This is a genomic window from Polaromonas sp. YR568 (assembly GCF_900116715.1).
Lineage (GTDB): Bacteria > Pseudomonadota > Gammaproteobacteria > Burkholderiales > Burkholderiaceae_C > Polaromonas.
In genome coordinates this window covers 508,912-532,445 of record NZ_FPBM01000002.1, presented here as the reverse complement: position 1 = coordinate 532,445, position 23,534 = coordinate 508,912, and the positions used below count along the sequence as shown (strand labels likewise).

Sequence of the window (23,534 nt, the reverse complement as noted above, 5' to 3'; positions counted from 1 at the left end):
GCGTGCGGTGACGGACATCAGTTCCCGCCTGTCCTTGCAGCCGGTTATTGCCGGCGACTTCGAGGAGATGCTGGCCTTGCGCATAGACGCGATGAGGCCCAGCCTGGAGCGCGTCGGCCGGTTTGACCTTGCGCGTTCGCGCGAGCGCTTGTCGGCAGGTTTTTTTCCTCAATACATGCAGCACATCCTGCTTGACGGCGGGCGCGTGGGTTTCTTCACGCTCAAGCCTGAAGGCGAAGGGGCGTTGCGGCTTGATCATCTCTATCTGCGCAGCAGTGCCAGCGGCCAGGGCATTGGCTCGTGGGTGCTGCGGCAGGTGCTTGACCAGGCACGCGAACTCGGCCTGGCCGTCAGGCTGACCGCACTGAAAGAAAGCGATGCCAACCGCTTCTATCTGCGCCATGGTTTTGTACTGCAAGGCGAAGAGGGCGTTGACTTGCACTATGAGTGGTGCGTGACGGAGGCAGCAACATGATGGCCGCGCCTGATTTCCTGCAGGCCATCCTGGGCGCGGACACGATGGCGCAGCGCCGCGCCATCGCCAAAGCCATCACGCTGCTGGAGTCCACCCGCACTGACCACAGGGCGCAAGGCGACGAACTTTTGACAGCCTTGTTGCCCCACACCGGCAAGGCCATGCGTTTGGGCATCAGTGGTGTGCCGGGCGTGGGCAAGTCCACCTTTATTGAAGTGCTGGGCCTGCATCTGATTGCGCAAGGTCATCGCGTCGCCGTGCTCACCATCGATCCCTCTTCTTCCGTCTCCGGCGGTTCCATCCTGGGTGACAAGACCCGCATGGAGAAACTCTCGGTGCATGAGCGTGCCTACATCCGGCCCAGCCCTTCCAGTGGCAACCTGGGCGGCGTAGCTGAAAAGACGCGCGAGGCCATGCTGGTCTGCGAAGCCGCTGGTTTTGATGTGGTGATTGTCGAAACCGTGGGCGTGGGCCAGAGCGAAACCGCCGTTGCCAACATGACCGACATGTTTGTGCTGATGCAGTTGCCCAATGCTGGGGACGACCTGCAGGCCATCAAAAAGGGCGTGATGGAGCTGGCCGACCTGGTCATCATCAACAAGGCCGACATCGATGCCGATGCGGCCATGCGGGCCGAGGCGCAGATCACTTCGGCCATGCGACTGTTTGGCCTGGTCAATAACGCCATGGACGGCGCGCAGGCCGCCAACTTCGACAAAAACTGGCACCCTCAGGTGATTCAGCTCAGTGCGCTGCATAACAAGGGCGTTGATGTGTTCTGGAAAGCGGTCACGCAGTTCAAGTCTTTGCAGACCACCAATGGCCAACTGGCGGCGCGGCGCCAGCAGCAATCGCTTGCCTGGATGTGGGAACGCATTGATGCAGGCCTCAAGCAGGCCTTCAGGCAGGATCCGCAGGTGCAAGAGCGCCTGCCGGGTTTGCTGGCCGAGGTGGCGCGCGGTGAAGTTGCCGCGTCGACAGCCGCCAGAAGCTTGCTGGCCCTGGCGTCCAAGGGGTGGAACCTGTGAAAAAAACCGGCATCTTTTGTGTGCTGCTTTTTCAGGCCTGCATGGTCTGGGCCGGCGGCATGGTGACTGGTGAACCGCAGAGTTTTGTCTTCACCGACAAAGGCTATTTCGCGGATAAGCCCGTCACCGTGCATTACTACAAGGCACGCAGCGCCGGCCCGGATGCCAAAGTCATTGTGGTCATCCATGGAACGGAGCGCCAGGGCCCGCGCATGCGGGACAACTGGATGCCCCTTGCCGAGAAAAACAAGCTGATCGTGCTGGCCCCGGAATTCGATGAAGCGCGGTTTCCCTCCCGGCTCTTCAACATGGGCGGCATCGAGACACGCGACCGCAGCAAGTGGTCGTTCCAGATCGTCGAGCATCTCTTCGACTTTGTTCGTGCCGATGAGGGGCTCGCTGCGCCCGACTACCTGCTGTTCGGCCATTCGGCCGGCGGGCAGTTTGTGCACCGCTTTATGTTGTTGACCGAAGCGCCGCGCGTTTCCGTTGCCATGGCGGCCAATGCCGGCAGCTACACCATGCCCCGCTATCCGGGCCTGACGGATGACAAGTTTCCTTATGCGCTTGACGAGAGCATCGTCGGCCCCGACAAACTCAAGCAGGTGTTTTCGCGCAAGCTGATCGTGCTGCTCGGCGAGGCCGACATACAAACCGATGCGGCCAACCTTCCCAAGGCCAGGCAGGCCACGGCCCAGGGCGCGAACCGGCTCGAGCGCGGCAGCAACTTCTTCGCGCAGGCCCAGGCGCAAGCACAGAAGATGGGCGCACCGCTGGCCTGGGAGCGAGTGACCGTGCCGGGCGTGGGGCACGACTCACGCCGCATGAGCCAGGCGGCCGCGCGACTTCTGTTTGAATCTGCCAAATAATTTTCACCGTCCCAAAAAATTGCGGAACACACCATGCAAGAAATCCTTGAACAACTCGAAAAGAAACGCGCCGCAGCCCGCCTGGGCGGCGGGCAAAAACGCATTGACGCGCAGCACGGCAAAGGCAAGCTGACGGCGCGCGAGCGGCTGGAGCTGCTGCTGGACGAAGGCACCTTCGAAGAATGGGACATGTTTGTCGAGCACCGCTGCACCGACTTCGGCATGCAGGACAACAAGATTCCGGGTGACGGCGTGGTGACTGGCTACGGCATGATCAACGGCCGCCTGGTGTTTGTCTTCAGCCAGGACTTCACCGTGTTTGGCGGCGCCCTGAGCGAAGCCCATGCCGAGAAAATCTGCAAGGTGATGGACCAGGCCATGAAGGTCGGTGCGCCTGTCATCGGCCTCAATGATTCGGGTGGCGCTCGCATTCAGGAGGGCGTAGCGTCCTTGGGCGGCTATGCCGATGTGTTCCAGCGCAATGTGATGGCCAGCGGCGTGATCCCGCAGATCAGCATGATCATGGGCCCTAGCGCCGGTGGTGCCGTGTATTCACCGGCCATGACCGACTTTATTTTCATGGTCAAGGATTCGAGCTACATGTTCGTCACTGGCCCCGAAGTTGTGAAAACCGTGACGCATGAGGAAGTAACGGCTGAAGAACTGGGCGGCGCCACCACCCATACCACGCGCAGTGGCGTGGCTGACCTGGCCTTCGAAAACGATGTAGAGGCGCTGTTGATGCTGCGCCGCCTCTACAACTACCTGCCGCTGAACAACCGCGAAAAAGCCCCGGTGCGCCCCAGCGCCGACCCGGCCGGCCGCATGGACCTGAGCCTGGACACGCTGGTGCCCGAGAACCCGAACAAGCCCTATGACATGAAAGAGCTCATCGTCAAGACGGTGGACGACGGCGACTTCTTCGAGATTCAGCCCGAATACGCCAAAAACATCATCATCGGTTTTGCCCGCATGGAAGGGCAGACCGTCGGCATCGTTGCCAACCAGCCGCTGGTGCTGGCCGGTTGCCTGGACATCAAGAGTTCCATCAAGGCGGCACGCTTTGTGCGGTTTTGCGATGCCTTCAACATCCCCGTCATCACCTTCGTCGACGTACCTGGCTTTATGCCCGGCACATCACAGGAATACGGTGGCATCATCAAACACGGCGCCAAGCTGCTGTACGCATATGCCGAATGCACCGTGCCCAAGATTACCGTCATCACGCGCAAAGCCTATGGCGGCGCTTACGACGTGATGGCTTCCAAACATTTGCGCGGTGACGTTAACTTCGCCTGGCCCAACGCCGAGATCGCCGTGATGGGCGCCAAGGGCGCGGTGGAAATCATCTTCCGTGAAGACAAGGGCGACCCGGCCAAGCTGGCTGCCAAGGAAGCCGAGTACAAGGCACGATTTGCCAATCCTTTTGTGGCCGGTGCTCGCGGCTTTATCGACGATGTGATCTTGCCGCACGAGACCCGCCGGCGTATCTGCCGCTCGCTGGTGATGCTGCGTGACAAGAAAATCGAGAATCCGTGGCGCAAGCACGGGAACATCCCGCTGTAGGCCGTGGCCGGAATTTTCACCGTGAACGCTTCTACCCCGATTCCCGACAGCTACCATCCCGGGCCGATGCGCTGGCTCTTGCTGGCGATCGGCATCTTGTTGCTGATCGATTGCATTTACCTTGTGACCGTCAAGGTCACGCATCTCGGGGTCATTGTGCCGGCAGTCATCTCGGCCGCGCTGATCGCACTCTCGCTGTTTATCAAACCCTGGCAGGCGTGGTTGCGCGGGCGCCGCTGGCGATTGCTTGCGTGGCGGTTGTTGCTCACCGGGTTTTTCCTGTGGCTGGCCTCCCTGGTGGTCTTTTTTGTTGCCATGCAACGGCTGCAGCCATCGGGCGCGATGGATGCCGATCCACGGGTTATCGTGGTTCTTGGTTCCAGCACGCCGAACGGGCAGGCCTCGCCGGTCCTGGTGGAGCGGCTCAAGCTGGCCTACAGTCTCGCGGGGCAACACCCCCGTGCGCTGGTTGTGGTCAGCGGCGGAACGGACTTCAGACAGGAGATATCCGAAGCGCGTGTGATGGCCGACTACCTGGTCGGCCTTGGCCTGGATGCTGCTCGCATCACCCTGGAAGACCAAAGCACCAGCACCTACGAAAACCTGGTTTTCTCGGCGCGATTGCTGGAGGCTGCCGGCGTCAAGCGGGACGTGCCCATGGTGCTGGTGACCAGTGACTTCCACACCGCGCGGGCCGGCTGGATTGCCGAGGAGGCGGGCTGGTCCAACGTGCGCGCGGCGGGTTCCCTTACGCCGCTTTATATGCGCTACAACGCCTGGACGCGCGAGTATTTCGCCTGCCTGTCAGGCTGGTTGCTGCGGGAATACTGAGCTGACGCATCACAAGAAAATCGACTGGAAATTAACATGTTTACCAAAATTCTTATTGCCAATCGGGGTGAAATCGCTTGCCGCGTGATCCTCACCGCCCGCAAGATGGGCATCCGGACCGTCGCCGTTTATTCCGATGCCGACAAAGATGCACGCCATGTCGAGTTGGCCGACGAAGCCGTCAATATCGGCCCGGCGCCCAGTCGTGACAGCTATCTGCAGGCCGACAAGATCATCGCGGCGTGCAAGCAGACAGGCGCGCAGGCGGTGCACCCTGGCTACGGCTTTCTGAGCGAGAACGCGGGCTTTGCCAAGCGTGTTGAAGAAGAGGGCATCATCTTCATCGGCCCCAAGCATTATTCGATTGCCGCCATGGGCGACAAGATTGAATCGAAAAAACTGGCTGGCGCGGCGGGTGTGAACTGCATTCCCGGCGTGAACGATGCGATTGAAACGGCCGAGAAGGCGGTGGAGATTGCCAAGGGCATTGGTTACCCCGTAATGATCAAGGCCTCTGCCGGCGGCGGGGGTAAGGGCCTGCGTGTGGCCTTTAACGACAAGGAGGCCTTTGAAGGTTTTACTTCTTGCCGCAACGAAGCCCGCAACAGCTTTGGTGACGACCGCGTCTTTATCGAGAAGTTTGTCGAGGAACCCCGTCACATCGAGATCCAGTTGCTGGGCGACAGTCACGGCAATGTGGTTTACCTGAACGAACGCGAGTGCTCCATCCAGCGGCGCCACCAGAAGGTGATTGAAGAGGCTCCATCACCCTTTATCAGCGACGCGACGCGCAAGGCCATGGGTGAGCAGGCAGTCGCTTTGGCCAAGGCGGTGAAGTACCAGAGCGCCGGCACGGTGGAGTTTGTGGTCGGCAAGGACCAGAGCTTTTATTTCCTCGAGATGAACACCCGGCTGCAGGTGGAGCACCCGGTGACGGAATGCATTACCGGGCTGGACCTGGTGGAGCTGATGATCCGCGTGGCGGCCGGCGAGAAGCTGCCGATTGCACAGAAAGACGTGCAGCGCAACGGCTGGGCGATTGAATGCCGCATCAATGCCGAAGACCCATTCCGCAGCTTCCTGCCTTCCACCGGCCGGCTGGTGCGCTTTCAGCCGCCCAAGGAGACGATGTTTGCGGCCGACACCTCGCAGCTGTACGGCGTTCGTGTGGACACTGGCGTGCAGGACGGTGGCGAGATACCGATGTTTTACGACTCGATGATTGCCAAGCTCATCGTGCACGGCAAGGACCGCAAGGACGCCATCGCCAAGATGCGCGAGGCGTTGAATGGGTTTGTGATTCGCGGCATCTCCAGCAACATTCCTTTCCAGGCGGCACTGCTGGCGCATCCCAAATTTGTGGCCGGAGATTTCAACACCGGCTTTATCGCTGAAAACTACAGCAAGGGCTTTCATGCGGAAGACGTGCCGCACGACGATCCTTCGTTCTTGCTGGCGCTGGCGGCTTACGTCAATCGCCGCATGCTGGGCCGCGCGGCTGGTATCAGCGGACAGCTACCGGGCCATGGCGTGACCGTGGGTGAAGAGTTCGTGGTCGTCAGCCTGGGCGCTGCGGGGCAGAACACGCAACACCCTGTGACGGTGCGGAATTATCAGGCCCAATCGGGCTCCGGCACAGTAGAAACGGGCGCAAGCAGCTATGAAATATGTAGCAACTGGCATTTGGGCGGTGCGCGCATCCGCGGCACGGTGAACGGCCAGCCCTTCGCCGCACAGGTCGAGCGTGGCGTGGGGCGCAATCCGCTGGCTATCCGCATCGCACACAACGGCACACGGCTGGATGCGCTGGTGCTGTCGCCGCGTGCGGCGCAGCTGCACGCGCTTATGCCCTACAAGGCGCCGCCCGATATGAGTCGCTATGTGCTGTCGCCCATGCCGGGCTTGCTGGTGGACGTTGCCGTGCAGGTGGGCCAGAAAGTGCAGGCCGGTGAGCGAGTGGCGGTGATTGAAGCGATGAAGATGGAGAACGTGTTGTTTGCGGTCGCCGACGGCGTGGTCGGCAAAGTGCTGGCCGCCAAGGGTGAATCGCTGAGTGTGGACCAGCCGATTGTGGAGTTCCAGGCATGAGTGGACGTCCATTCAAGGTGCTGGGCATCCAGCAGATTGCCATTGGCGCCACGAGCAAAGACAGGTTGCGCACGCTGTGGGTTGACATGCTGGGCCTGGAAGTTACGGGCAACTTCGTGAGCGAACGCGAAAACGTCGACGAAGACATCTGCGCGATTGGCAGCGGCCCGTTCAAGGTCGAGGTTGACCTGATGCAGCCGCTAGACGTGGACAAGAAGCCTGCGGTGCACACCACGCCGCTGAACCACGTGGGCCTATGGATCGATGACCTGCCCAAAGCGGTGGAATGGCTGACGGCCAAGGGCGTGCGGTTTGCGCCTGGCGGGATTCGCAAGGGCGCGGCGGGGTTCGACATCTGCTTTCTTCATCCCAAATCGAACGATGAGTTCCCGGTTTCAGGCGAAGGTGTATTGATTGAGATGGTCCAGGCGCCGCCAGAAGTGATCAAGGCGTTTGCCGCGCTGGGTTAAAAGGCTCTCCTCTGCACACCAATGGTGCAGACGGCACAATGGGGGCTGACTTTTTCAATCAACCGATTCGTCTGGAGCATCGTTTCATGGATTTGAGCCGTTTTCCGCGCCGCCGTTACACCGAAGGCCACACGCCGCTGGAGTTTCTCCCTCACTTCACCAAGGCCCTTCGGGCCACTTGCGGCCCCGATGGTGGGCCCAATGTCTGGATCAAGCGCGACGACATGCTGGGCCTCACGCCCGGCGGCAACAAGACCCGCAAGCTGGAGTTCCTGGTCGCCGATGCGCTGGCCCAGGGTGCCGACACGCTGATTACCTGCGGCGCGCCGCAGTCGAATCACTGCCGTGCCACGCTGTCCGCGTCCATCAAGGAAGGCCTCAAGTGCCGTTTCGTGATTGAAGAACGTGTGCCCAACAGCTACAAGGAAGACGCCAGCGGCAACAACTTCCTGTTCCGCCTGCTGGGTGTTGAAGCCATTACCGTTGTGCCGGCCGGCACCAACATGCTGGAAGCGATGCAGAAAGTAGCGGCTGACCTGGCCAAAGCAGGCCGCAAGGGTTACATCGTGCCTGGCGGCGGCTCCAACGCCATTGGCGGGCTGGGTTATGTGGCCTGCGCGCAAGAACTGCAGCAGCAGTTTTTTGAGCAGGGCGTGCGCATCGACAAGGTCGTGGTGGGTTCGGGCAGCTCGGGCACGCATGGCGGCCTGCTGGCCGGCTTCATGGGCAACCACATCAATATTCCCATCGTCGGCATCGGCGTGAGCCGCGACCCGGCCGACCAGAATCCGCTGGTGCACAAAGAAGCGCAGGCCGTGGCCGACTTGCTGGGCCTGGGCATGACGATTCCGCCTGAAGCGGTGGTGAGCCATGGCGACTGGTGGCGGCCCAAGTACTCGGTGCCCAATCAGGCCATGGTCGAGGCCGTGCAGATGCTGGCGCGCACCGAGGCCGTCTTGCTGGACCCGGTCTACACCGGCAAGATCATGGCCGGCCTGATCGGCCTGGCTCGCAAGGGTTTCTTCCGCAAGGATGAGAACGTGCTGTTTCTCCACACGGGCGGTGCGCCTTCGCTGCACGCCTATGAGGCAGAAGTGCTGGGTCTGACGGAACTGCCCGCCTGAGATCCGGGCGTTGCAGCAAGGCCGGCTCTTTAGCCGGCCTTTTTTTCGCGCTGCGCCCGGGCGCGTGCGAGCGCGGCCTCAATCACCGCGCGTTTGCGATCGGCAACGGCAGGGTCGGCTTCAGGGCGTGCTGCAGCCCCGGAGGATGTGGGTGCAGGGCTTTCGGTTTTGCCAACCTTCGACAGAGGCTTGTCGCCGGAGCCGACTCCCTTGCTGAGCCGCTTGCGGTGAATTTCATAACGGTGAAGCGCCGTCCCGGCCTCCTGTTGTGACCACGCCGCCCAGCCGGTTCTTTCGCCGGTGACGTTTTCCAGGCTGATGCAGTCGACAGGGCAGACGGGAATGCACAGCTCGCAGCCGGTGCACCAGGGCTCGATCACGGTATGCATCATCTTGTTGCTGCCCATGATGGCGTCGGTCGGGCAGGCCTTGATGCACAGCGTGCAGCCTATGCACCAGTCTTCGTCGATGATGGCGAGGGCGCGCGGGCCTTCGGTGCCGTTGGCGGGGTTGAGCGGCTGCACAGGCTGGCCCGTGATGACCGACAGGCGCTGAATGCCTTCAGCGCCGCCTGGCGGGCATTGGTTGATGGCGGCCTGGCCGTTAGCGATGGCGGTGGCGTAGGCCGCGCAGTCGGGGTAGCCGCAGCGGGTGCACTGGGTTTGGGGCAGTGCGGCGTTGATGCGCTCGAAAAGATGAAGGTCGGCGGGGGAGGTCACCGGCCTATTGTCCTACCAGTCGGGGCCAGCCAGGCTGGCCCTGCCGGAGATGCCTTCAGGCTTGCTTGCTGCGCACAGCCTTCCTGGCAGCCGGCTTTGCAGTGGTTTTCGCTGCAGGTTTTGTGGCTGCGGCACGAACCGGTTTAGCTACCTTTTTAGGAGCAGCTGCCGCACGTTTGGCGGGGGCTGCAGCCTGGTTGTGCTCAAGGATGAAGGCCTTGACCTGCGGGTAGACGATGTCGCGCCAGCGGCGGCCGCTGAAGATGCCGTAGTGGCCTGCGCCTTTGACTTCCAGGTGCTTTTGCAGCGCCTTGGGAATGTTGTGGCACAGGCTGTGGGCGGCTTCGGTCTGGCCGGAGCCGGAGATATCGTCCAGCTCGCCCTCGACGGTGAAGTGTGCCGTGGTCTTGATGTCCTGCGGGCGCACGCGTTCGAGTTCGCCGTCTGCATTGGCCACGTCCCAGGTGCCGTTGACCAGCTTGAACTCCTGGAACACCGTCTTGATGGTGTCCAGGTAGTAGTCGGCATCCATGTCGAGCACGGCGTTGTATTCGTCGTAGAACTTGCGGTGTGCTTCGGCGCTGGCGTCGTCACCCTTGAGCAAATCCTTGAAGTAGTCGTAGTGGCTCTTGGCGTGGCGGTCGGGATTCATCGCGACGAAGCCGGTGTGCTGCAAAAAGCCGGGGTAGACGCGGCGTCCGGCGCCCGGGAAATTGCTGGGCACGCGGTAGATCACATTGTTTTCAAACCACTCGTAGCTCTTGTTCATGGCCAGGTTGTTCACGGCGGTCGGCGACTTGCGCGCATCGATCGGGCCGCCCATCATGGTCATGCTCAAGGGCGTGGTTTCGCCGCGCGAAGCCATCAACGACACGGCCGCCAGCACCGGCACGGTAGGCTGGCAGACACTGACGACGTGGCAGTTGCCGTAAATGCCCTGGATGTGGCGGATGAATTCCTGCACGTAGTTGACGTAGTCGTCCAGGTTGAAGGAGCCGTCGGACAGCGGCACGGTGCGCGCGTTCTTCCAGTCGGTGATGTAGACCTTGTGGTCCTTGAGCATGGTTTTGACGGTGTCGCGCAGCAAGGTGGCGTAGTGGCCCGACAGCGGCGCCACGATCAGCACCGCGGGCTCGCCTTTCAGCTCCGTGAGGGTGGCGGGGTTGTCGGTGAAGCGCTTGAAGCGGCGCAGCTCGCAAAAGGGTTTGTCGATCTCCACACGCTCGTGGATGCTGACATCGGTGCCGTTGACGTCGACGGTGTGGATGTCGAAGGCCGGTTTTTCGTAGTCTTTGCCCAGACGGTAGATCAGGCTGTAGCCGGCTGCGACGCGCTGGGCAAACGGGTTTTGCCCAAGTGGGGAGAGGGGGTTGCCGTAGAGCTTGGCCGCTGCCTGCGCAAAATCAACAAAAGGCTCCATCAATGTGCGCTGGGTTTCATAGACTTGGTACAGCATCGGGGATCACCTTGGTTATGTAAATTTTTTACGTAAAACGTAGTATGTTGCAGTGCAATATAACAGGCGGGCGATGCACTGATTTAGGGAAATCTACTAATTCCGGGCGGTTTTCACGGTGTTGGTGCCCATGCACCACAGCGTGCCGGCGGGCTTGTTTTACCGGGAGACCGCCGCCACCTGAGGAATTGAAGGAATACTTATCATTTTGCCTCCCGGCGGCGGTTTTTGCCGGCTCTGGCGCAGCCCCTGAACAGGAAAAATAACATGCTCCCCTCGATCGACACCTCCGCGCTGGACCAACTGGCCTCACTGAAAAAATCCGACCGGATGCCGGTCCTTTTTGTGGGCCATGGCAGCCCGATGAACGCCATCGGCGACAACGAATACCGGCGCAGCTGGCAAGCGATGGGAGCCGAATTCGGTACCAAGTACCCGCGTCCGCAACTGATCCTGTGCATTTCAGCCCATTGGCTGACCGAAGGCTGGTGGCTGACCGCGATGGACAAGCCCAAGACCATCCACGATTTCGGCGGTTTTCCGCAAGAGCTGTTTGACCAGCAATACCCCGCACCCGGCGATCCGGCGGCGGCCCGCGCTATCAGCCAGTTAGTCAGGCAAAGGGCTTCGGCGCCGCTGGGGCTGGATGAAAGTGAGTGGGGCCTTGACCACGGCACCTGGTCAGTCCTCAAGCCCATGTTTGCCTATGCGGACATTCCCGTTATCCAGCTCAGCATGGACTACGGCCGGGCGCCCGAGGATCACTACGCGCTGGCAAAGCAGCTCAAGGCCCTGCGCGACCGGGGTGTGTTGATCGTGGCCAGCGGCAACATCGTGCACAACCTGCGCCAGATGCAGCGCGGCGCAGCGGGCAACCAGGCCTACGACTGGGCGCTGGAGTTCGACCAGACGATTGGCGGTTACCTGCAGCAGGGCAACCTGGATGCGCTGCAGAACTTCCAGAAACTGGGGCAGGTGGCCAGGATGGCGCACCCCACCTACGAGCACTACCTGCCTTTGCTGTATGCGGCAGGCGCGGCTGATGCGAAGGAGCCGATGCGGTTTTTCAACACCAGCTTCCAGGCCGGCTCGATTTCAATGCGCTCGGTGATCTGGAGTTGAGGCTGAGGGCGCACGCGGCCTGCTTTTGATTGCTATCAAATTAGCAGCAGGCCGCGCTTGGTGGTTGCGGTTTGCGGCTTGCCTCAGAACGTCTTGCTCACCCTCGCCGCCAGGGTATTGACCTGGGTATTGCTGGCGCCGCTATAGCTGTACTCGTAGTAAAAGTCGAGCGCGACGGCGTTGCGGAACTGGTAGCGGCTGCCCAGCGCCAGGCGTGCAGTGTTGGTATTGAAGCTGACGCTGTCGATCTGGAAGATCACCCCGGGAAGCTGGTTGGCAAAGCTCATCTGGGCGACGCCGGACTTGGCGAAGTCGTGCAGGTATTCGACGCGGAAATAGGGCCGCGCGATGGTGCCGCCGGACAGGTAAACCGTGGTTTCGCCGCGCACGCCGAGTGCCAGGCTGGTGGTGGGGATGTCTTGCGCCGAATAGTTCAGGCTGAACTGGGCGCCGCCGCTTTCGGTAGTTCCGTTCAATCGGGTCCTGGCGAGGTCCAGGCGGGCGTACGGGGAAATCAGCATCTTCCTGCCGCTATATTCGAACTCGTGGTCGTAGCCGCCGGCAAGCGAGGCGAACCATTGCGAGCCCGTGCGGCTGGAGGAGGCTATTGCGCCGTTCTCGATCACGAAGCGCAGCGCATCGAAGCGCAGGCTGCCGTAGCCGAGCAGGCCGTCGACGAAGAAGCCGTCGGCCGGCTGGTAGCTGCCGTACACGCTCAGCGAGTAGCTGTCGCCGGTGTTGCGCGTGCCGTTGGAGCCGATCTTCTGGCGGTCGTGGGCATAGCCGCCGCCCACGCCCAGCACCAGCTTTTCGCTGACGCGCTTGTCGGCGCCGACGGTGATGCCGGCGGTGCTGAAGTGCGAATCGGTGCTGCCTTGCTTGCCGACGTTGACGACGCCCGCAGTCCAGGCATCGATCCCCATCCCCATCACGTTCTGCTGCGTGCCGTTCAAAGGTATCCCGGAAAGCGCTCCCGAGCCGGACGCCTGCGCAACCAGCGGATCAGGGAAACCCTGCATGCCCATGGGCAACAGTCGCGGATCGCCGCGCGCCGCCAGGTTGCTGCCCATAGAGCTGCTTCCCGGCATCGAGTTGCCTGCACCCAAATCGCCGTCGCTTCCAAGGCCTAGGGTCTGGCGCGGCTGGCCGCGCCATTGCGTATCGCCTGAGGCGGAGACGCCGGTCTCGGTCGATTCCGGCTTGCGTCGATGCAGGCTCTCCATGCGGCTCTGGAAATTGACCGTCTGCGCGGCGGCAAAGCGCCGCGCGGTATCTCCTTGCGCGGTGACCAGGCCGATCACTTCCGCGTTCTTGTCCGGGTCGCGCGCGCAGGTATTGGTGTCGATGGCGACGCAGCCGGGGCCGTTCATCGTGAACGTGAAGGGCTGCGAGCCAACGTGGGGGGTGTTGAAGGCGATCAGCACACTGTACTGCACGTTGGCCTGCAGGGTCAGGCCGATGCCGGTGAAGGTGGCGGTGTTCGGTATGCCGGAGGCAAGCGCGGAGACCAGGAACTGCGAACGGACGGCCGGCGAGCAGGGCGTGGTCGAAGGGGTATACGTACCCCGCAGGAAAAAGGTCGTGTTCAGCGTCGTCGGCGTGACAACGCTCGCCGTGTAGGTGCCGGTGGTATCCACCGTGAAGGTGTACAGCTTGTAGTTCCAGGGGCCGGCGGTGCACGAGGTGAAGTTCGTGTTCTGCCCCACCTGGATGTTGGGCGTTACGGTGATCGCCGCCGCAGCCTCCGCATTACCGTTAATGGTTACCGGAGCAGCCAGCGCCGGCGCGCTACCTGCCATCCATCCCACCCCCGCGAGCAGCAGCCCGCCCAGCAGGCGCGCCAGGCGCCATTCCCGTTTGATCGTGTTCATAAATTTGCTCCCTTTATGTCGTTTGCTCGTTTGCGTTAGCGGACAAACCCACCTCTTCACGTGTCCCTTGGCCACCCAACCGCCATGCGAAACGCATGGAGATTGCCCGGCAGGAAAGAACGTTGCGCGTGCGGCGGAAAACCGTATGCCGCGCGGGCACGATCTTGCTGTCGTGTAACGTAATGTAACTTAAGGTAACTTAATTTTAAAGCAGGTAAAGCGCGAAGACCTAATCAAAGCGCCAGGGTGTGTCGGCGAAGCAACTGAAGGTGTTGCAGGAGCGCGGCGGGCAGCCAGGCCTGCGGGCTAGAGCGCCGGGGTTTGATGCGCTTTTTCAGCACCCGCTACCAGGCGGATGCGATTTCCAGCCAGCTCCAGCGCTCCTGGTAGGCCTTGGCCTTCTTTTCAAACAGCGGCAGATGAGGGCACAGCGGGTTGGGGCTGAGCTTGCCCTGGTAGAGGTCCGCCAGCCCGTTCGGGGCATAGAGCGCCAAGCCCGAGGCCTCCGCCTTCAGCCCGGCGCAGGTGCAGCTGACCAGAAAGCGGTCAATGCCGTCCGTGGAACTGCGCAGCGCCGGATAGGGAAAGCCGAAGTACTCCTGGTACCAGGTATGGACCCGCGCCTGGTTTTTGGCTTCCACCACGATGCCCTAGCCTGAAAAGCAGGCGCTCACCCGTTCGTTGGCGCGGGCTTCAGCCGCCTCCGACAAATCAGAGGGGTCGAAGTAAAACAGGTCGTAGTCCTTGATCTGCGCTTCGGGCGGCTGGCCCGAGCGCAGATTCCAGATGGTCTGGAAGAGGCAACCGGCCACCAGCCAGGCGTCAGGCAGGCCCAGCGCGGGCAAGCGATCCAGGATGGCCCGGTTGTGGCGGTTTTGCAGCGCGTCCCGGATGAATTGCTCCGGGAGCGGAGCGGTTACAGCGCCGTCACCAGGCAGCGTCACATCACTTTAGCGATAGAGGCGCAGACGTAGTCGATGTTTTTGCTGTTGAGCGCGGCCACGCACATGCGGCCGGTGTCGGTGCCGTAAACGCCGAACTCATTGCGCAGGCGCACCATCTGGTCTTTGGAGAGGCCCGAATAGCTGAACATGCCGATCTGGGACGTGATAAAGCTCATGTCCTCCTTGACGCCGGCGGCCTTCAGGCCGTCCACGAGTTTTTGGCGCATGGACTTGATGCGCACGCGCATTTCACCCAGTTCCTGCTCCCACTGGGTGCGCAGCGCCGGCGTGTTGAGCACCGTGGCCACCACCATGCCGCCGTGGATCTGCGGGTTGCTGTAGTTGGTGCGGATGACCAGCTTGAGCTGGGACAGCACGCGGTCGGCTTCTTCCTTGGACTCGCAGAGCACCGACAGGGCGCCCACGCGCTCGCCATAGAGGCTGAAGCTCTTGGAAAACGAGGTCGACACAAAAAAGCTCAGGCCGGCAGCCACAAATTTACCGATGACGGCGCCGTCTTCTGCAATACCGTGGCCAAAGCCCTGATAAGCCATGTCGAGGAAAGGCGTCAGCTTGCGCGCCTTGACGGCGGCGATCACCTGGTCCCATTGGGCTGCGGTGATGTCGTAGCCGGTCGGGTTGTGGCAGCAGGCGTGCAGCACGACGATGGTGCCTTCGGCTGCTGCATTGAGGGCGGCGAGCATGCCGTCGAAGTTGACGCCGCGCTTTGCCGCATCGTAGTAAGGGTAGCTTTCAACAGCGAAACCGGCCTGGCTGAACAGCGCGCGGTGGTTTTCCCAGCTGGGGTCGGAAATCAGCACCTTGGCATTGGGGCTGAGCTTTTTGAGGAAGTCGGCGCCGATCTTCAGGCCGCCCGTGCCGCCAATGCCTTGCGCGGTAGCTACGCGGCCGCTCTTGACGGGTTCGCTGTCGACGCCGAAGACGAGGCCTTTGACGGCCGCGTCATAGGCGGCGATGCCGTCGATGGGCAGGTAGCCGCGGGCCTTGGGGTCGGCCATCATCTGCTTTTCAGCTGTCTTCACGCATTCAAGCAGGGGGAGTTTGCCGTTGTCGTCGTAGTACACACCGACGCCCAGGTTGACCTTGGCGGGGTTGGCGTCGGCGTTGAACTGCTCGTTAAGGCCCAGGATGGGGTCACGCGGGGCCATTTCGACAGCGGTAAACAAAGACATGAAAAATCCTCTGAAAAGTGAAAAAAAGCGAAAGCGTCGGTGTTCTGGGGGCCGGCTTTTACGGGGCCGGAATTTAGGTCACAAGTTGACCGGAAACAAGGCTACAAGAGGTATCAAAAAAGGCCATTTCGGGGCGAATAGGGATTGCAATTCCCATTTTCGGCCGAATGTCGTATTCTGTTTGGTTGCCCCGAATTTTAACGGGGCTTGATCGAGGTTTTATGCCAGAAGCTATAGAAGTCATAACTGATGCGGTGGATTCGGCCCCTGCCGAGGGCCAGTTTGTTCAATTCCCAGATTCGCCGTTTCAGCTGTTCCAGCCTTATCCGCCTGCGGGCGACCAGCCCACGGCGATTGACCAGCTGGTCGAGGGCGTCAATGACGGCGAGGTGTTTCAGACCCTGCTGGGCGTGACCGGCTCGGGCAAGACCTTCACCATGGCCAATGTGATCGCCCGCCTGGGCCGCCCGGCCATTGTGTTTGCGCCCAACAAGACACTGGCGGCGCAGCTGTACAGCGAGTTCCGCGAGTTTTTCCCCAAGAACGCGGTGGAGTACTTCGTCAGCTATTACGACTACTACCAGCCCGAAGCCTATGTGCCGCAACGCGACCTGTTCATTGAAAAAGACTCGGCCATCAACGAGCACATTGAACAGATGCGCCTGTCGGCCACCAAGAGCGTGCTGGAGCGGCGCGACACCATCATCGTGGGCACCGTCAGCGCGATTTACGGCATAGGCGCGCCCGAGGATTACACGCAGATGCGTTTCATTGCCCGCATCGGCGACAAGATGGGCCAGCGTGACGTGATCGCGCGCCTGATTCGCATGCAGTACACCCGCAACGAACAGGATTTCGCCCGCGGTACGTTCAGGGTGCGGGGTGACGTGATCGACGTCTTCCCGGCCGAGCATTCCGAGCTGGCCATACGCATCGAGCTGTTTGACGACGAGATCGAGTCGCTGCAGTTGTTCGACCCGCTGACCGGCCGTATTCGCCAGAAAATCCCGCGTTTTGTGGTCTATCCCAAGAGCCACTACGTCACGCCGCGCGACAAGGTCATGACGGCGGTGGAAACCATCAAGCTGGAGCTGTCTGAGCGTGTGGCCCAGTTCGTCGCTGACGGCAAGCTGGTGGAGGCCCAGCGCATCGAGCAGCGCACGCGCTTTGACCTGGAGATGCTCAGCGAAATCGGCCACTGCAAGGGCATTGAGAACTACACACGCCACTTGAGCGGCTCACCGGCGGGCTCACCGCCCTCGACGCTGTGCGACTACCTGCCCAAGGATGCGGTGATGTTCCTCGACGAGAGCCACGTCATGATCGGCCAGCTCAACGCCATGTACAACGGCGACCGCGCGCGCAAGACCACGCTGGTGGAGTACGGTTTTCGCTTGCCGAGCGCGCTGGACAACCGGCCGCTGAAGTTCGAAGAGTTCGAAACCAAGATGCGGCAGGCGATCTTTGTATCGGCCACGCCGGCAAACTACGAGAAAGAGCACGCCGGCCAGGTGGTGGAGCAGGTCGTCAGGCCCACCGGCCTGGTCGACCCGCAGGTGGAAGTGCGGCCGGCCACACACCAGGTTGACGACGTGCTGCAGGAAATCCGCATCCGGGTCGAGAAAAACGAGCGTGTATTGATCACCACGCTGACCAAGCGCATGGCCGAGCAGCTGACTGACTACCTGAGCGACAACGGCGTGAAGGTGCGTTATCTGCACAGCGATGTGGACACGGTTGAGCGCGTGGAAATCCTGCGTGACCTGCGGCTGGGCGCCTTTGACGTTCTGGTGGGGATTAACCTGCTGCGTGAGGGTCTGGATATTCCCGAGGTATCGCTGGTGGCCATCCTGGACGCCGACAAGGAAGGCTTTCTGCGTGCCGAGCGCAGCCTGATTCAGACCATTGGCCGGGCGGCTCGTAATCTGAACGGCCGGGCGATTTTGTATGCGGACCGCATCACGGATTCCATGAAAAAAGCCATGGATGAAACCGAGCGGCGGCGCAACAAGCAGATTGCCTTCAACGTGGAACACGGCATTACGCCGCGCAGTGTGGTCAAACGTATCCGCGATCTGATCGACGGCGTCTATAGCGAGAAATCCGGCAAGGAAGCCGAAAAGATCGAGATGCAGAAAGCGCTGGTCGAAGACATGAGCGAAAAAGACATCGCCCGTGAGATCAAGCGCCTCGAAAAGCAGATGATCGAACACGCCAAAAACCTGGAGTTCGAAAAGGCCGCACGGGTGCGGGACCAGTTGCATATCCTCAAGGAACAGGCTTTTGGCGCGCCCGGCACCGATAATGTGGTGCCGCTGACCGCTGCCGGCCAAGCCCGCGCCTAGACTCGCCAAGCCCGCCACCCACTTTGCGCACTGCAATGGTGCGTAAATTGGGTGCGACTACGGGTTAATCCTCATGTTTTGAGCGCTCCCAGCAGGAAAAACCCTAGCTGTGTTATACTTGACGAAAACAGTCAAGATCAATACCAGAACAACAAAAAGCCCCCGCGATACCGGTTGACTGACCTGGGCGGCTGGAGGAAGAGTTCCCTGTAAGTCACAAGCTTTCAGGGTGAAAACGACAGTCAAGCCATTTAAAGGAGCTTGTTATGCGCCTCACGACCAAAGGCCGCTTTGCGGTCACTGCAATGATTGATTTGGGACTGCGTCAGAACAACGGCCCGGTCACTCTGGCCGCCATCAGCCAGCGTCAGCAAATTTCCCTTTCCTACCTCGAACAGCTCTTCGGCAAACTGCGCCGCCACGAACTGGTGGAATCCACCCGTGGCCCCGGCGGCGGTTACACGCTGGGCCGCAAGGCTTCTGAAATCACCGTGGCCGACATCATCGTGTCGGTGGACGAGCCGATCGATGCCACCCAGTGCGGCGGCAAAGAAAACTGCCTGGGCGAGGGCGGCCGCTGTATGACGCACGAGCTGTGGGCTTCGCTTAACAGCCGCATGGTGGAGTTCCTGGATTCCGTGACCCTGCAAAAACTGGTAGAAGACCAGTTGGCCAAGGGCGTGGTGATCGAGAACACCCCGCAAGTGAAAAAAGCCATCTTCACAGCACCGGCGGTCAAACCGATTCGCGTGAACGCGCCGAACTCGGTCTTCGCACTGGGCAATGCATTTTCCAAATCCTGATGGAGCGATGCCGGGCATCTGCCCGGCACCATCCTTTTGTGACCCGACTGCATTGACTTCATTGATCGCGCTGCCAGCCAGCCTGTGAATTTAAAGAGCTAGCCACATGGACACCCCACATTTCCCCATCTACATGGACTACAGCGCCACGAATCCCTGCGACCCGCGGGTGGTGGACGCCATGATTCCCTGGTTGCGCGAGCACTTCGGCAACCCCGCTTCGCGCAGCCACGCCTGGGGCTGGGAAGCCGAAGCCGCCGTCGAGAAGGCGCGCGAGCAGATCGCCGACCTCATCGGCGCCGACCCGCGCGAGATCGTCTGGACCAGCGGCGCGACCGAGTCCAACAACCTGGCTCTGAAGGGCGCGGCTCACTTCTACAAGACCAAGGGCAAGCACATCATCACGGTCAAGACCGAGCACAAGGCTGTGCTCGATACCTGCCGCGAACTGGAGCGCCAGGGTTTTGAAGTGACCTACATGGACGTGCAAGCCGACGGCTTGCTGGACCTGGAAGCCCTGAAGGCCGCCATCCGCCCCGACACCATTTTGGTCAGCGTCATGTTCGTGAACAACGAAATCGGCGTGATCCAGGACATCCCGGCTATTGGTGCGCTGTGCCGTGAAAAAGGCATCATCTTCCATGTGGATGCCGCACAGGCCACGGGCCGTGTCGACATCGACCTGGCGACCTTGCCGGTCGACCTGATGAGCTTGACCTCGCACAAGACCTACGGCCCCAAAGGTATCGGCGCGCTGTACGTTCGCCGCAAGCCGCGCGTGCGCCTGGAAGCACAGATGCACGGTGGTGGCCATGAGCGCGGCATGCGCTCGGGCACGCTGCCCACGCACCAATGCGTAGGGATGGGCGAGGCCTACCGCATCGCCAAGGCCGAGATGCATGAAGAGAACAAGCGCATTCGCGCCCTGCATGAGCGCATGCTCAATGGGCTCAAGGACGTGGAAGAGGTGTTCCTCAATGGCCACGCCGACAAGCGTGTTCCGCACAACCTGAACATGAGCTTCAACTTCGTCGAAGGTGAGTCGCTGATCATGGGCATCAAGGGTCTGGCCGTGTCCAGCGGTTCGGCTTGCACTTCTGCCAGCCTGGAGCCCAGCTATGTGTTACGCGCCTTGGGCCGCAGCGACGAGCTGGCGCACAGCAGCCTTCGCATGACGATTGGCCGCTGGAGCACCGAGGAAGAAATTGACTACGCGGTCGCCACCATCAAGGAAAACGTGGCCAAGCTGCGCGAGCTCTCCCCCTTGTGGGAAATGTTCAAGGATGGCGTGGACCTGTCCACCATCCAGTGGGCTGCTCACTGAGCAGCGTCAAACAGCTTAAAGAGGTAAACAAAATGGCATACAGCGAAAAAGTGGTGGACCACTACGAAAACCCCCGCAACGTCGGCTCCTTCGAAAAGGGCGACGAAACGGTAGGCACCGGCATGGTCGGTGCGCCGGCTTGCGGCGACGTGATGAAGCTGCAGATCAAGGTCAACCCGGTCACCGGCGTGATCGAAGATGCACGTTTCAAGACCTACGGTTGCGGCTCCGCGATTGCTTCCAGCTCACTCGTGACCGAATGGGTCAAGGGCAAGACGCTCGACGAAGCGGCGAGCATCAAGAACAGCGCGATCGCTGAAGAGCTGGCCCTGCCGCCCGTCAAGATTCACTGCTCCATCCTGGCGGAAGACGCCATCAAGGCCGCCGTGAACGACTACAAGCAAAAGCACACGCACTGATCAACGCCTAAGCGCATTGCCCGTCACCTGCCTTTCTTTCGAGTGATTTAAATGTCCGTTACCCTCACCGACGCCGCTGCCCGACACGTGACCCGCTACATGACCAAGCGCGGCAAAGGTGTGGGCGTTCGCCTTGGCGTGAAGACCACCGGCTGCTCCGGCCTGGCTTACAAGCTGGAATACGCCGACGAGATCGCACCGGAAGATGTCGTGTTTGAAGACAACGGCGTCAAGGTGCTGGTCGACCCGAAAAGCATGGCTTACATCGATGGCACCAAGCTGGATTTTGTGCGTGAAGGCCTGAACGAAGGCTTCAAGTTCATCAATCCCAACGAGCGTGATCGTTGCGGCTGCGGCGAAAGTTTCCGGGTTTGACGACGGGCGAGCGGCCCATTCTGTGCTGCGCCCTTACCCAAGCCGCCTCCACTGATTGTGCTGGCGGCTTTTTCTCGGCATGAATCTTCAATCCAACGACTTCGAACTGTTCGGCGTACCCCAGCGTTTCGCGCAAGACCGCGCTGCGCTTGACGCGCGCTGGAAGGATTTGCAGCGCGAGGCACACCCCGACAAATTCGCAGCCCAGGGCGCAGCCGCCCAGCGCGTGGCCATGCAGTGGTCGGTGCGCATCAATGAAGCCTACCAGCGGCTGAAAGATCCGCTCAAGCGGGCGAGCTATCTGTGTGAGCTCAACGGCGCGCCCATCAATGCCGAGAACAACACGGCCATGCCGCACGATTTCCTGGTGCAGCAGATGCAGTGGCGTGAAGCGCTCGATGAGGCTGAAACGGCCGAAGATCTTGAAGAAATAGCCTCCCAGGCCACGACTGACGGGCGCAAGCAGCTATCAAAAATAGAGCAACTGCTGGATGTGGATAAAGACTTTGCGGCTGCCGCCCGGCAAGTCAGAAGCCTTATGTTTATTGAGCGCTTTGCCAGTGAAGTTGATGCCCGCATCGACCAACTGGGACAATAGGAACAGATCCCAAAGCATTACAGAAAAAGTACGACACCCGCGCATGGCACTCCTGCAAATTTCCGAACCCGGCCAGACGCCCGACCCGCACCAGCGACGTGTCGCGGTGGGCATTGACCTGGGCACCACGCATTCACTGGTTGCGAGCGTGCGCAACGGCATCTCGGAATGCCTGCCTGATGAGCAAGGGCGCGTGCTGTTGCCGAGTGTGGTGCGCTACCTTGAAGACGACAAGCGCCAGATCGGCTACGAGGCCCTGGCCGCGCAGGTGGAAGACCCGCGCAACACCATTTCCTCCGTCAAGCGCCTGATGGGCCGCGGCATTAACGACATCGGCAGCCGCGCTCAGTTGCCTTACGAACTGAACGACAAACCGGGCATGGTCACGCTGCAGACGGTTGCCGGCGAGAAGAGTCCGGTCGAAATCAGCGCCGAGATCCTGGCCACGCTGCGCTACCGTGCTGAAGACACTTTCAACGACGATATTTATGGCGCCGTGATCACGGTGCCGGCTTATTTTGATGACGCCCAGCGCCAAGCTACCAAGGACGCTGCGCAACTGGCCGGGCTCAATGTGCTGCGCCTGCTCAACGAGCCCACAGCCGCCGCCATTGCCTACGGGCTGGACAACGCCAGCGAGGGTGTTTACGCGGTCTACGACCTGGGCGGCGGCACTTTTGACATTTCTATCCTGCGCCTCACGCAAGGCGTCTTCGAAGTGGTTGCCACCGGCGGTGATTCCGCATTGGGCGGTGACGACTACGACCGCGCGCTGGTCGACTGGGTGCTGGCCAAGGCCGGGCTGGCAGCCGACACGCTCACACCGTCCGACAAAGCGGCCCTGCAGCGCACAGCCCGCAACTGCAAGGAGGCTTTGTCATCGTCCGACCCCGTGCCTTTTTCGGTGCAATTGGCCAAGGCGCTCGTTAACTTTGAGTTGAAGGCGGAGGATTTTGAAACCGCCACCGCCCATTTGACGCAGCGCACGCTCGCAGCCGTCCGCAAGGCGCTGCGAGACGCCAAACTGACGAAAGACGATGTGCAGGGCGCTGTGCTGGTCGGGGGCTCTACTCGCATGCCGCAAGTGCGCAAGGCGGTCGCCAGCTTTTTTGGGCGCGAGCCGCTGGTCAACCTCAACCCCGATGAAGTGGTGGCCTTGGGCGCCGCCATTTCCGCCAACCAGCTGGCCGGCAACAACACGGGCGCAGACCTGCTCTTGCTCGACGTGATCCCGCTGTCGCTGGGCATTGAAACCATGGGCGGATTGGTCGAACGCATTGTGCCGCGCAACCAGACCATCCCTACAGCCATGGCGCAGGACTTCACCACCTATCAGGACGGTCAAACCGCCCTGGCCCTGCATGTGGTGCAGGGCGAACGCGATCTGGTGGCCGACTGCCGCAGCCTTGCGCGCTTTGAGTTGCGCGGCATTCCGCCCATGGTGGCGGGCGCCGCGCGCATCCGCGTGACCTTTACCGTGGATGCCGACGGTTTGCTCAGCGTGAACGCGAAAGAGCAGGTCAGCGGCGTTGAAGCGCGCATCGACGTGAAACCTTCTTACGGCCTGTCGGACGACGATATTGCACGCATGCTGCAAGACAGCTTCTCAACCGCCCAGCAAGACATGCAGGCCCGCGCCCTGGCGGAGGCACAGGTCGATGCAGATCGCATGATCCTGGCTACGCAAAGCGCCCTGGCGGCGGATGCCGATCTGCTGAGCCCGAATGAGCGCGCGCAGATCGACAGCCTGATCGTGGGCCTTGCGGACACGCGGATACATGGCGACGCGGCCGCGATCGAAGCGGCCACCCAGGCGTTGGCCAAAGGCACGGAAGCCTTTGCCGCCCAGCGCATGAACCGGGGCATCAAGCAGGCCCTGGCCGGTAAAAACATCGAGGCGGTCTGAACCGTACT

Annotated in this window: 20 protein-coding genes and 1 pseudogene; 16 read left to right on the top strand and 5 right to left on the bottom strand. The window is 61.3% G+C overall.

Annotated elements, in window-relative coordinates; translation table 11 throughout:
• Positions 1–7: 7 nt before the first annotated feature.
• The 8 genes from BM408_RS06810 to BM408_RS06775 all read left to right on the top strand — a co-directional run bounded on the left by BM408_RS06810 (position 8) and on the right by BM408_RS06775 (position 8,451).
• Positions 8–475, top strand: coding sequence for a GNAT family N-acetyltransferase (locus BM408_RS06810; protein WP_092128212.1), 468 nt, complete (start codon positions 8–10; stop codon positions 473–475).
• Complete coding sequence (gene meaB, locus BM408_RS06805) at positions 475–1,503, top strand: methylmalonyl Co-A mutase-associated GTPase MeaB (protein WP_092128549.1); 1,029 nt, start codon at positions 475–477, stop codon at positions 1,501–1,503. The genes BM408_RS06810 and meaB overlap by 1 nt, the downstream gene beginning before the upstream one ends.
• Positions 1,491–2,372, top strand: coding sequence for an alpha/beta hydrolase family protein (locus BM408_RS06800; RefSeq protein WP_139237311.1), 882 nt, complete (start codon positions 1,491–1,493; stop codon positions 2,370–2,372). The genes meaB and BM408_RS06800 overlap by 13 nt, the downstream gene beginning before the upstream one ends.
• Positions 2,373–2,405: 33 nt before the next feature.
• Positions 2,406–3,938, top strand: coding sequence for an acyl-CoA carboxylase subunit beta (locus BM408_RS06795; protein WP_092128208.1), 1,533 nt, complete (start codon positions 2,406–2,408; stop codon positions 3,936–3,938).
• Between the two features lie 21 nt (positions 3,939–3,959).
• Positions 3,960–4,769 carry a YdcF family protein gene (locus BM408_RS06790; protein WP_254774727.1) on the top strand — a complete coding sequence of 270 codons (810 nt, stop codon included), beginning with the start codon at positions 3,960–3,962 and terminating at the stop codon, positions 4,767–4,769.
• A gap of 36 nt (positions 4,770–4,805) precedes the next feature.
• Positions 4,806–6,857 (top strand): acetyl-CoA carboxylase biotin carboxylase subunit, encoded by a 2,052-nt coding sequence (locus BM408_RS06785; protein WP_092128204.1) that lies wholly within the window; start codon positions 4,806–4,808, stop codon positions 6,855–6,857.
• Positions 6,854–7,327 (top strand): VOC family protein, encoded by a 474-nt coding sequence (locus BM408_RS06780; protein ID WP_092128202.1) that lies wholly within the window; start codon positions 6,854–6,856, stop codon positions 7,325–7,327. The genes BM408_RS06785 and BM408_RS06780 overlap by 4 nt, the downstream gene beginning before the upstream one ends.
• 86 nt (positions 7,328–7,413) lie before the next feature.
• Complete coding sequence (locus BM408_RS06775; protein ID WP_092128200.1) at positions 7,414–8,451, top strand: D-cysteate sulfo-lyase; 1,038 nt, start codon at positions 7,414–7,416, stop codon at positions 8,449–8,451.
• 29 nt (positions 8,452–8,480) lie between these two features.
• Here BM408_RS06775 and rsxB read toward each other — a convergent pair whose 3' ends face one another.
• Positions 8,481–9,170, bottom strand: coding sequence for an electron transport complex subunit RsxB (rsxB, locus tag BM408_RS06770; RefSeq protein WP_092128198.1), 690 nt, complete (start codon positions 9,168–9,170; stop codon positions 8,481–8,483).
• A 55-nt stretch (positions 9,171–9,225) separates the two neighbouring features.
• Positions 9,226–10,626 (bottom strand): polyhydroxyalkanoate depolymerase, encoded by a 1,401-nt coding sequence (locus BM408_RS06765; RefSeq protein WP_092128196.1) that lies wholly within the window; start codon positions 10,624–10,626, stop codon positions 9,226–9,228.
• 267 nt (positions 10,627–10,893) lie between these two features.
• On the opposite strand from BM408_RS06765, the gene ygiD reads away from it, so the two are divergent.
• Positions 10,894–11,748: a 4,5-DOPA-extradiol-dioxygenase gene (gene ygiD, locus BM408_RS06760; protein WP_092128194.1), complete on the top strand. Its 855-nt coding sequence runs from the start codon at positions 10,894–10,896 to the stop codon at positions 11,746–11,748.
• Positions 11,749–11,831: 83 nt separating this feature from the next.
• Here the strand turns inward: ygiD and BM408_RS06755 are convergent, their stop codons facing one another.
• From BM408_RS06755 to BM408_RS06745, 3 genes and pseudogenes are all read right to left on the bottom strand, one after another.
• A complete protein-coding gene (locus BM408_RS06755) occupies positions 11,832–13,619 on the bottom strand; it encodes an autotransporter outer membrane beta-barrel domain-containing protein (protein WP_092128192.1) in 1,788 nt (595 codons plus the stop codon).
• Positions 13,620–13,963: 344 nt separating this feature from the next.
• Positions 13,964–14,557 (bottom strand): annotated as a pseudogene (locus BM408_RS06750) (nucleotidyltransferase family protein).
• 2 nt (positions 14,558–14,559) lie between these two features.
• Entirely contained in the window at positions 14,560–15,756 is a 1,197-nt protein-coding gene (locus BM408_RS06745; RefSeq protein ID WP_092128190.1) for an amino acid aminotransferase, read from the bottom strand.
• Positions 15,757–15,977: 221 nt separating this feature from the next.
• Here BM408_RS06745 and uvrB point away from each other — a divergent pair, with 221 nt between their 5' ends.
• The 7 genes from uvrB to hscA all read left to right on the top strand — a co-directional run bounded on the left by uvrB (position 15,978) and on the right by hscA (position 23,526).
• Positions 15,978–18,101: an excinuclease ABC subunit UvrB gene (uvrB, locus tag BM408_RS06740; protein WP_092128189.1), complete on the top strand. Its 2,124-nt coding sequence runs from the start codon at positions 15,978–15,980 to the stop codon at positions 18,099–18,101.
• 266 nt (positions 18,102–18,367) lie between these two features.
• Positions 18,368–18,904 carry a Fe-S cluster assembly transcriptional regulator IscR gene (gene iscR, locus BM408_RS06735; protein ID WP_092128187.1) on the top strand — a complete coding sequence of 179 codons (537 nt, stop codon included), beginning with the start codon at positions 18,368–18,370 and terminating at the stop codon, positions 18,902–18,904.
• A gap of 106 nt (positions 18,905–19,010) precedes the next feature.
• Complete coding sequence (locus BM408_RS06730) at positions 19,011–20,228, top strand: IscS subfamily cysteine desulfurase (protein WP_092128185.1); 1,218 nt, start codon at positions 19,011–19,013, stop codon at positions 20,226–20,228.
• Between the two features lie 32 nt (positions 20,229–20,260).
• Complete coding sequence (iscU, locus tag BM408_RS06725; protein ID WP_092128183.1) at positions 20,261–20,647, top strand: Fe-S cluster assembly scaffold IscU; 387 nt, start codon at positions 20,261–20,263, stop codon at positions 20,645–20,647.
• 51 nt (positions 20,648–20,698) lie between these two features.
• On the top strand, positions 20,699–21,022 hold the full coding sequence (iscA, locus tag BM408_RS06720; RefSeq protein ID WP_074575253.1) for an iron-sulfur cluster assembly protein IscA: 324 nt from the start codon (positions 20,699–20,701) through the stop codon (positions 21,020–21,022).
• Positions 21,023–21,101: 79 nt separating this feature from the next.
• Positions 21,102–21,620, top strand: coding sequence for a Fe-S protein assembly co-chaperone HscB (hscB, locus tag BM408_RS06715; RefSeq protein WP_092128181.1), 519 nt, complete (start codon positions 21,102–21,104; stop codon positions 21,618–21,620).
• A gap of 43 nt (positions 21,621–21,663) precedes the next feature.
• Positions 21,664–23,526, top strand: a complete 1,863-nt coding sequence (gene hscA / locus BM408_RS06710; RefSeq protein WP_092128179.1) for a Fe-S protein assembly chaperone HscA — start codon at positions 21,664–21,666, stop codon at positions 23,524–23,526.
• The last annotated feature ends 8 nt before the right edge of the window (positions 23,527–23,534 follow it).

What these genes read in the sequence shown, in the direction of transcription:
- hscA (WP_092128179.1), top strand. Translation starts at nt 21,664, where the DNA reads ATGGCACTCCTGCAAATTTCCGAACCCGGCCAGACGCCCGACCCGCAC.
- iscA (WP_074575253.1), top strand. Translation starts at nt 20,699, where the DNA reads ATGTCCGTTACCCTCACCGACGCCGCTGCCCGACACGTGACCCGCTAC.
- BM408_RS06775 (WP_092128200.1), top strand. Translation starts at nt 7,414, where the DNA reads ATGGATTTGAGCCGTTTTCCGCGCCGCCGTTACACCGAAGGCCACACG.
- BM408_RS06780 (WP_092128202.1), top strand. Translation starts at nt 6,854, where the DNA reads ATGAGTGGACGTCCATTCAAGGTGCTGGGCATCCAGCAGATTGCCATT.
- BM408_RS06755 (WP_092128192.1), bottom strand. Translation starts at nt 13,619, where the DNA reads ATGAACACGATCAAACGGGAATGGCGCCTGGCGCGCCTGCTGGGCGGG.
- iscU (WP_092128183.1), top strand. Translation starts at nt 20,261, where the DNA reads ATGGCATACAGCGAAAAAGTGGTGGACCACTACGAAAACCCCCGCAAC.
- iscR (WP_092128187.1), top strand. Translation starts at nt 18,368, where the DNA reads ATGCGCCTCACGACCAAAGGCCGCTTTGCGGTCACTGCAATGATTGAT.
- BM408_RS06795 (WP_092128208.1), top strand. Translation starts at nt 2,406, where the DNA reads ATGCAAGAAATCCTTGAACAACTCGAAAAGAAACGCGCCGCAGCCCGC.
- BM408_RS06785 (WP_092128204.1), top strand. Translation starts at nt 4,806, where the DNA reads ATGTTTACCAAAATTCTTATTGCCAATCGGGGTGAAATCGCTTGCCGC.
- BM408_RS06745 (WP_092128190.1), bottom strand. Translation starts at nt 15,756, where the DNA reads ATGTCTTTGTTTACCGCTGTCGAAATGGCCCCGCGTGACCCCATCCTG.
- ygiD (WP_092128194.1), top strand. Translation starts at nt 10,894, where the DNA reads ATGCTCCCCTCGATCGACACCTCCGCGCTGGACCAACTGGCCTCACTG.
- BM408_RS06765 (WP_092128196.1), bottom strand. Translation starts at nt 10,626, where the DNA reads ATGCTGTACCAAGTCTATGAAACCCAGCGCACATTGATGGAGCCTTTT.
- hscB (WP_092128181.1), top strand. Translation starts at nt 21,102, where the DNA reads ATGAATCTTCAATCCAACGACTTCGAACTGTTCGGCGTACCCCAGCGT.
- uvrB (WP_092128189.1), top strand. Translation starts at nt 15,978, where the DNA reads ATGCCAGAAGCTATAGAAGTCATAACTGATGCGGTGGATTCGGCCCCT.
- BM408_RS06730 (WP_092128185.1), top strand. Translation starts at nt 19,011, where the DNA reads ATGGACACCCCACATTTCCCCATCTACATGGACTACAGCGCCACGAAT.
- meaB (WP_092128549.1), top strand. Translation starts at nt 475, where the DNA reads ATGGCCGCGCCTGATTTCCTGCAGGCCATCCTGGGCGCGGACACGATG.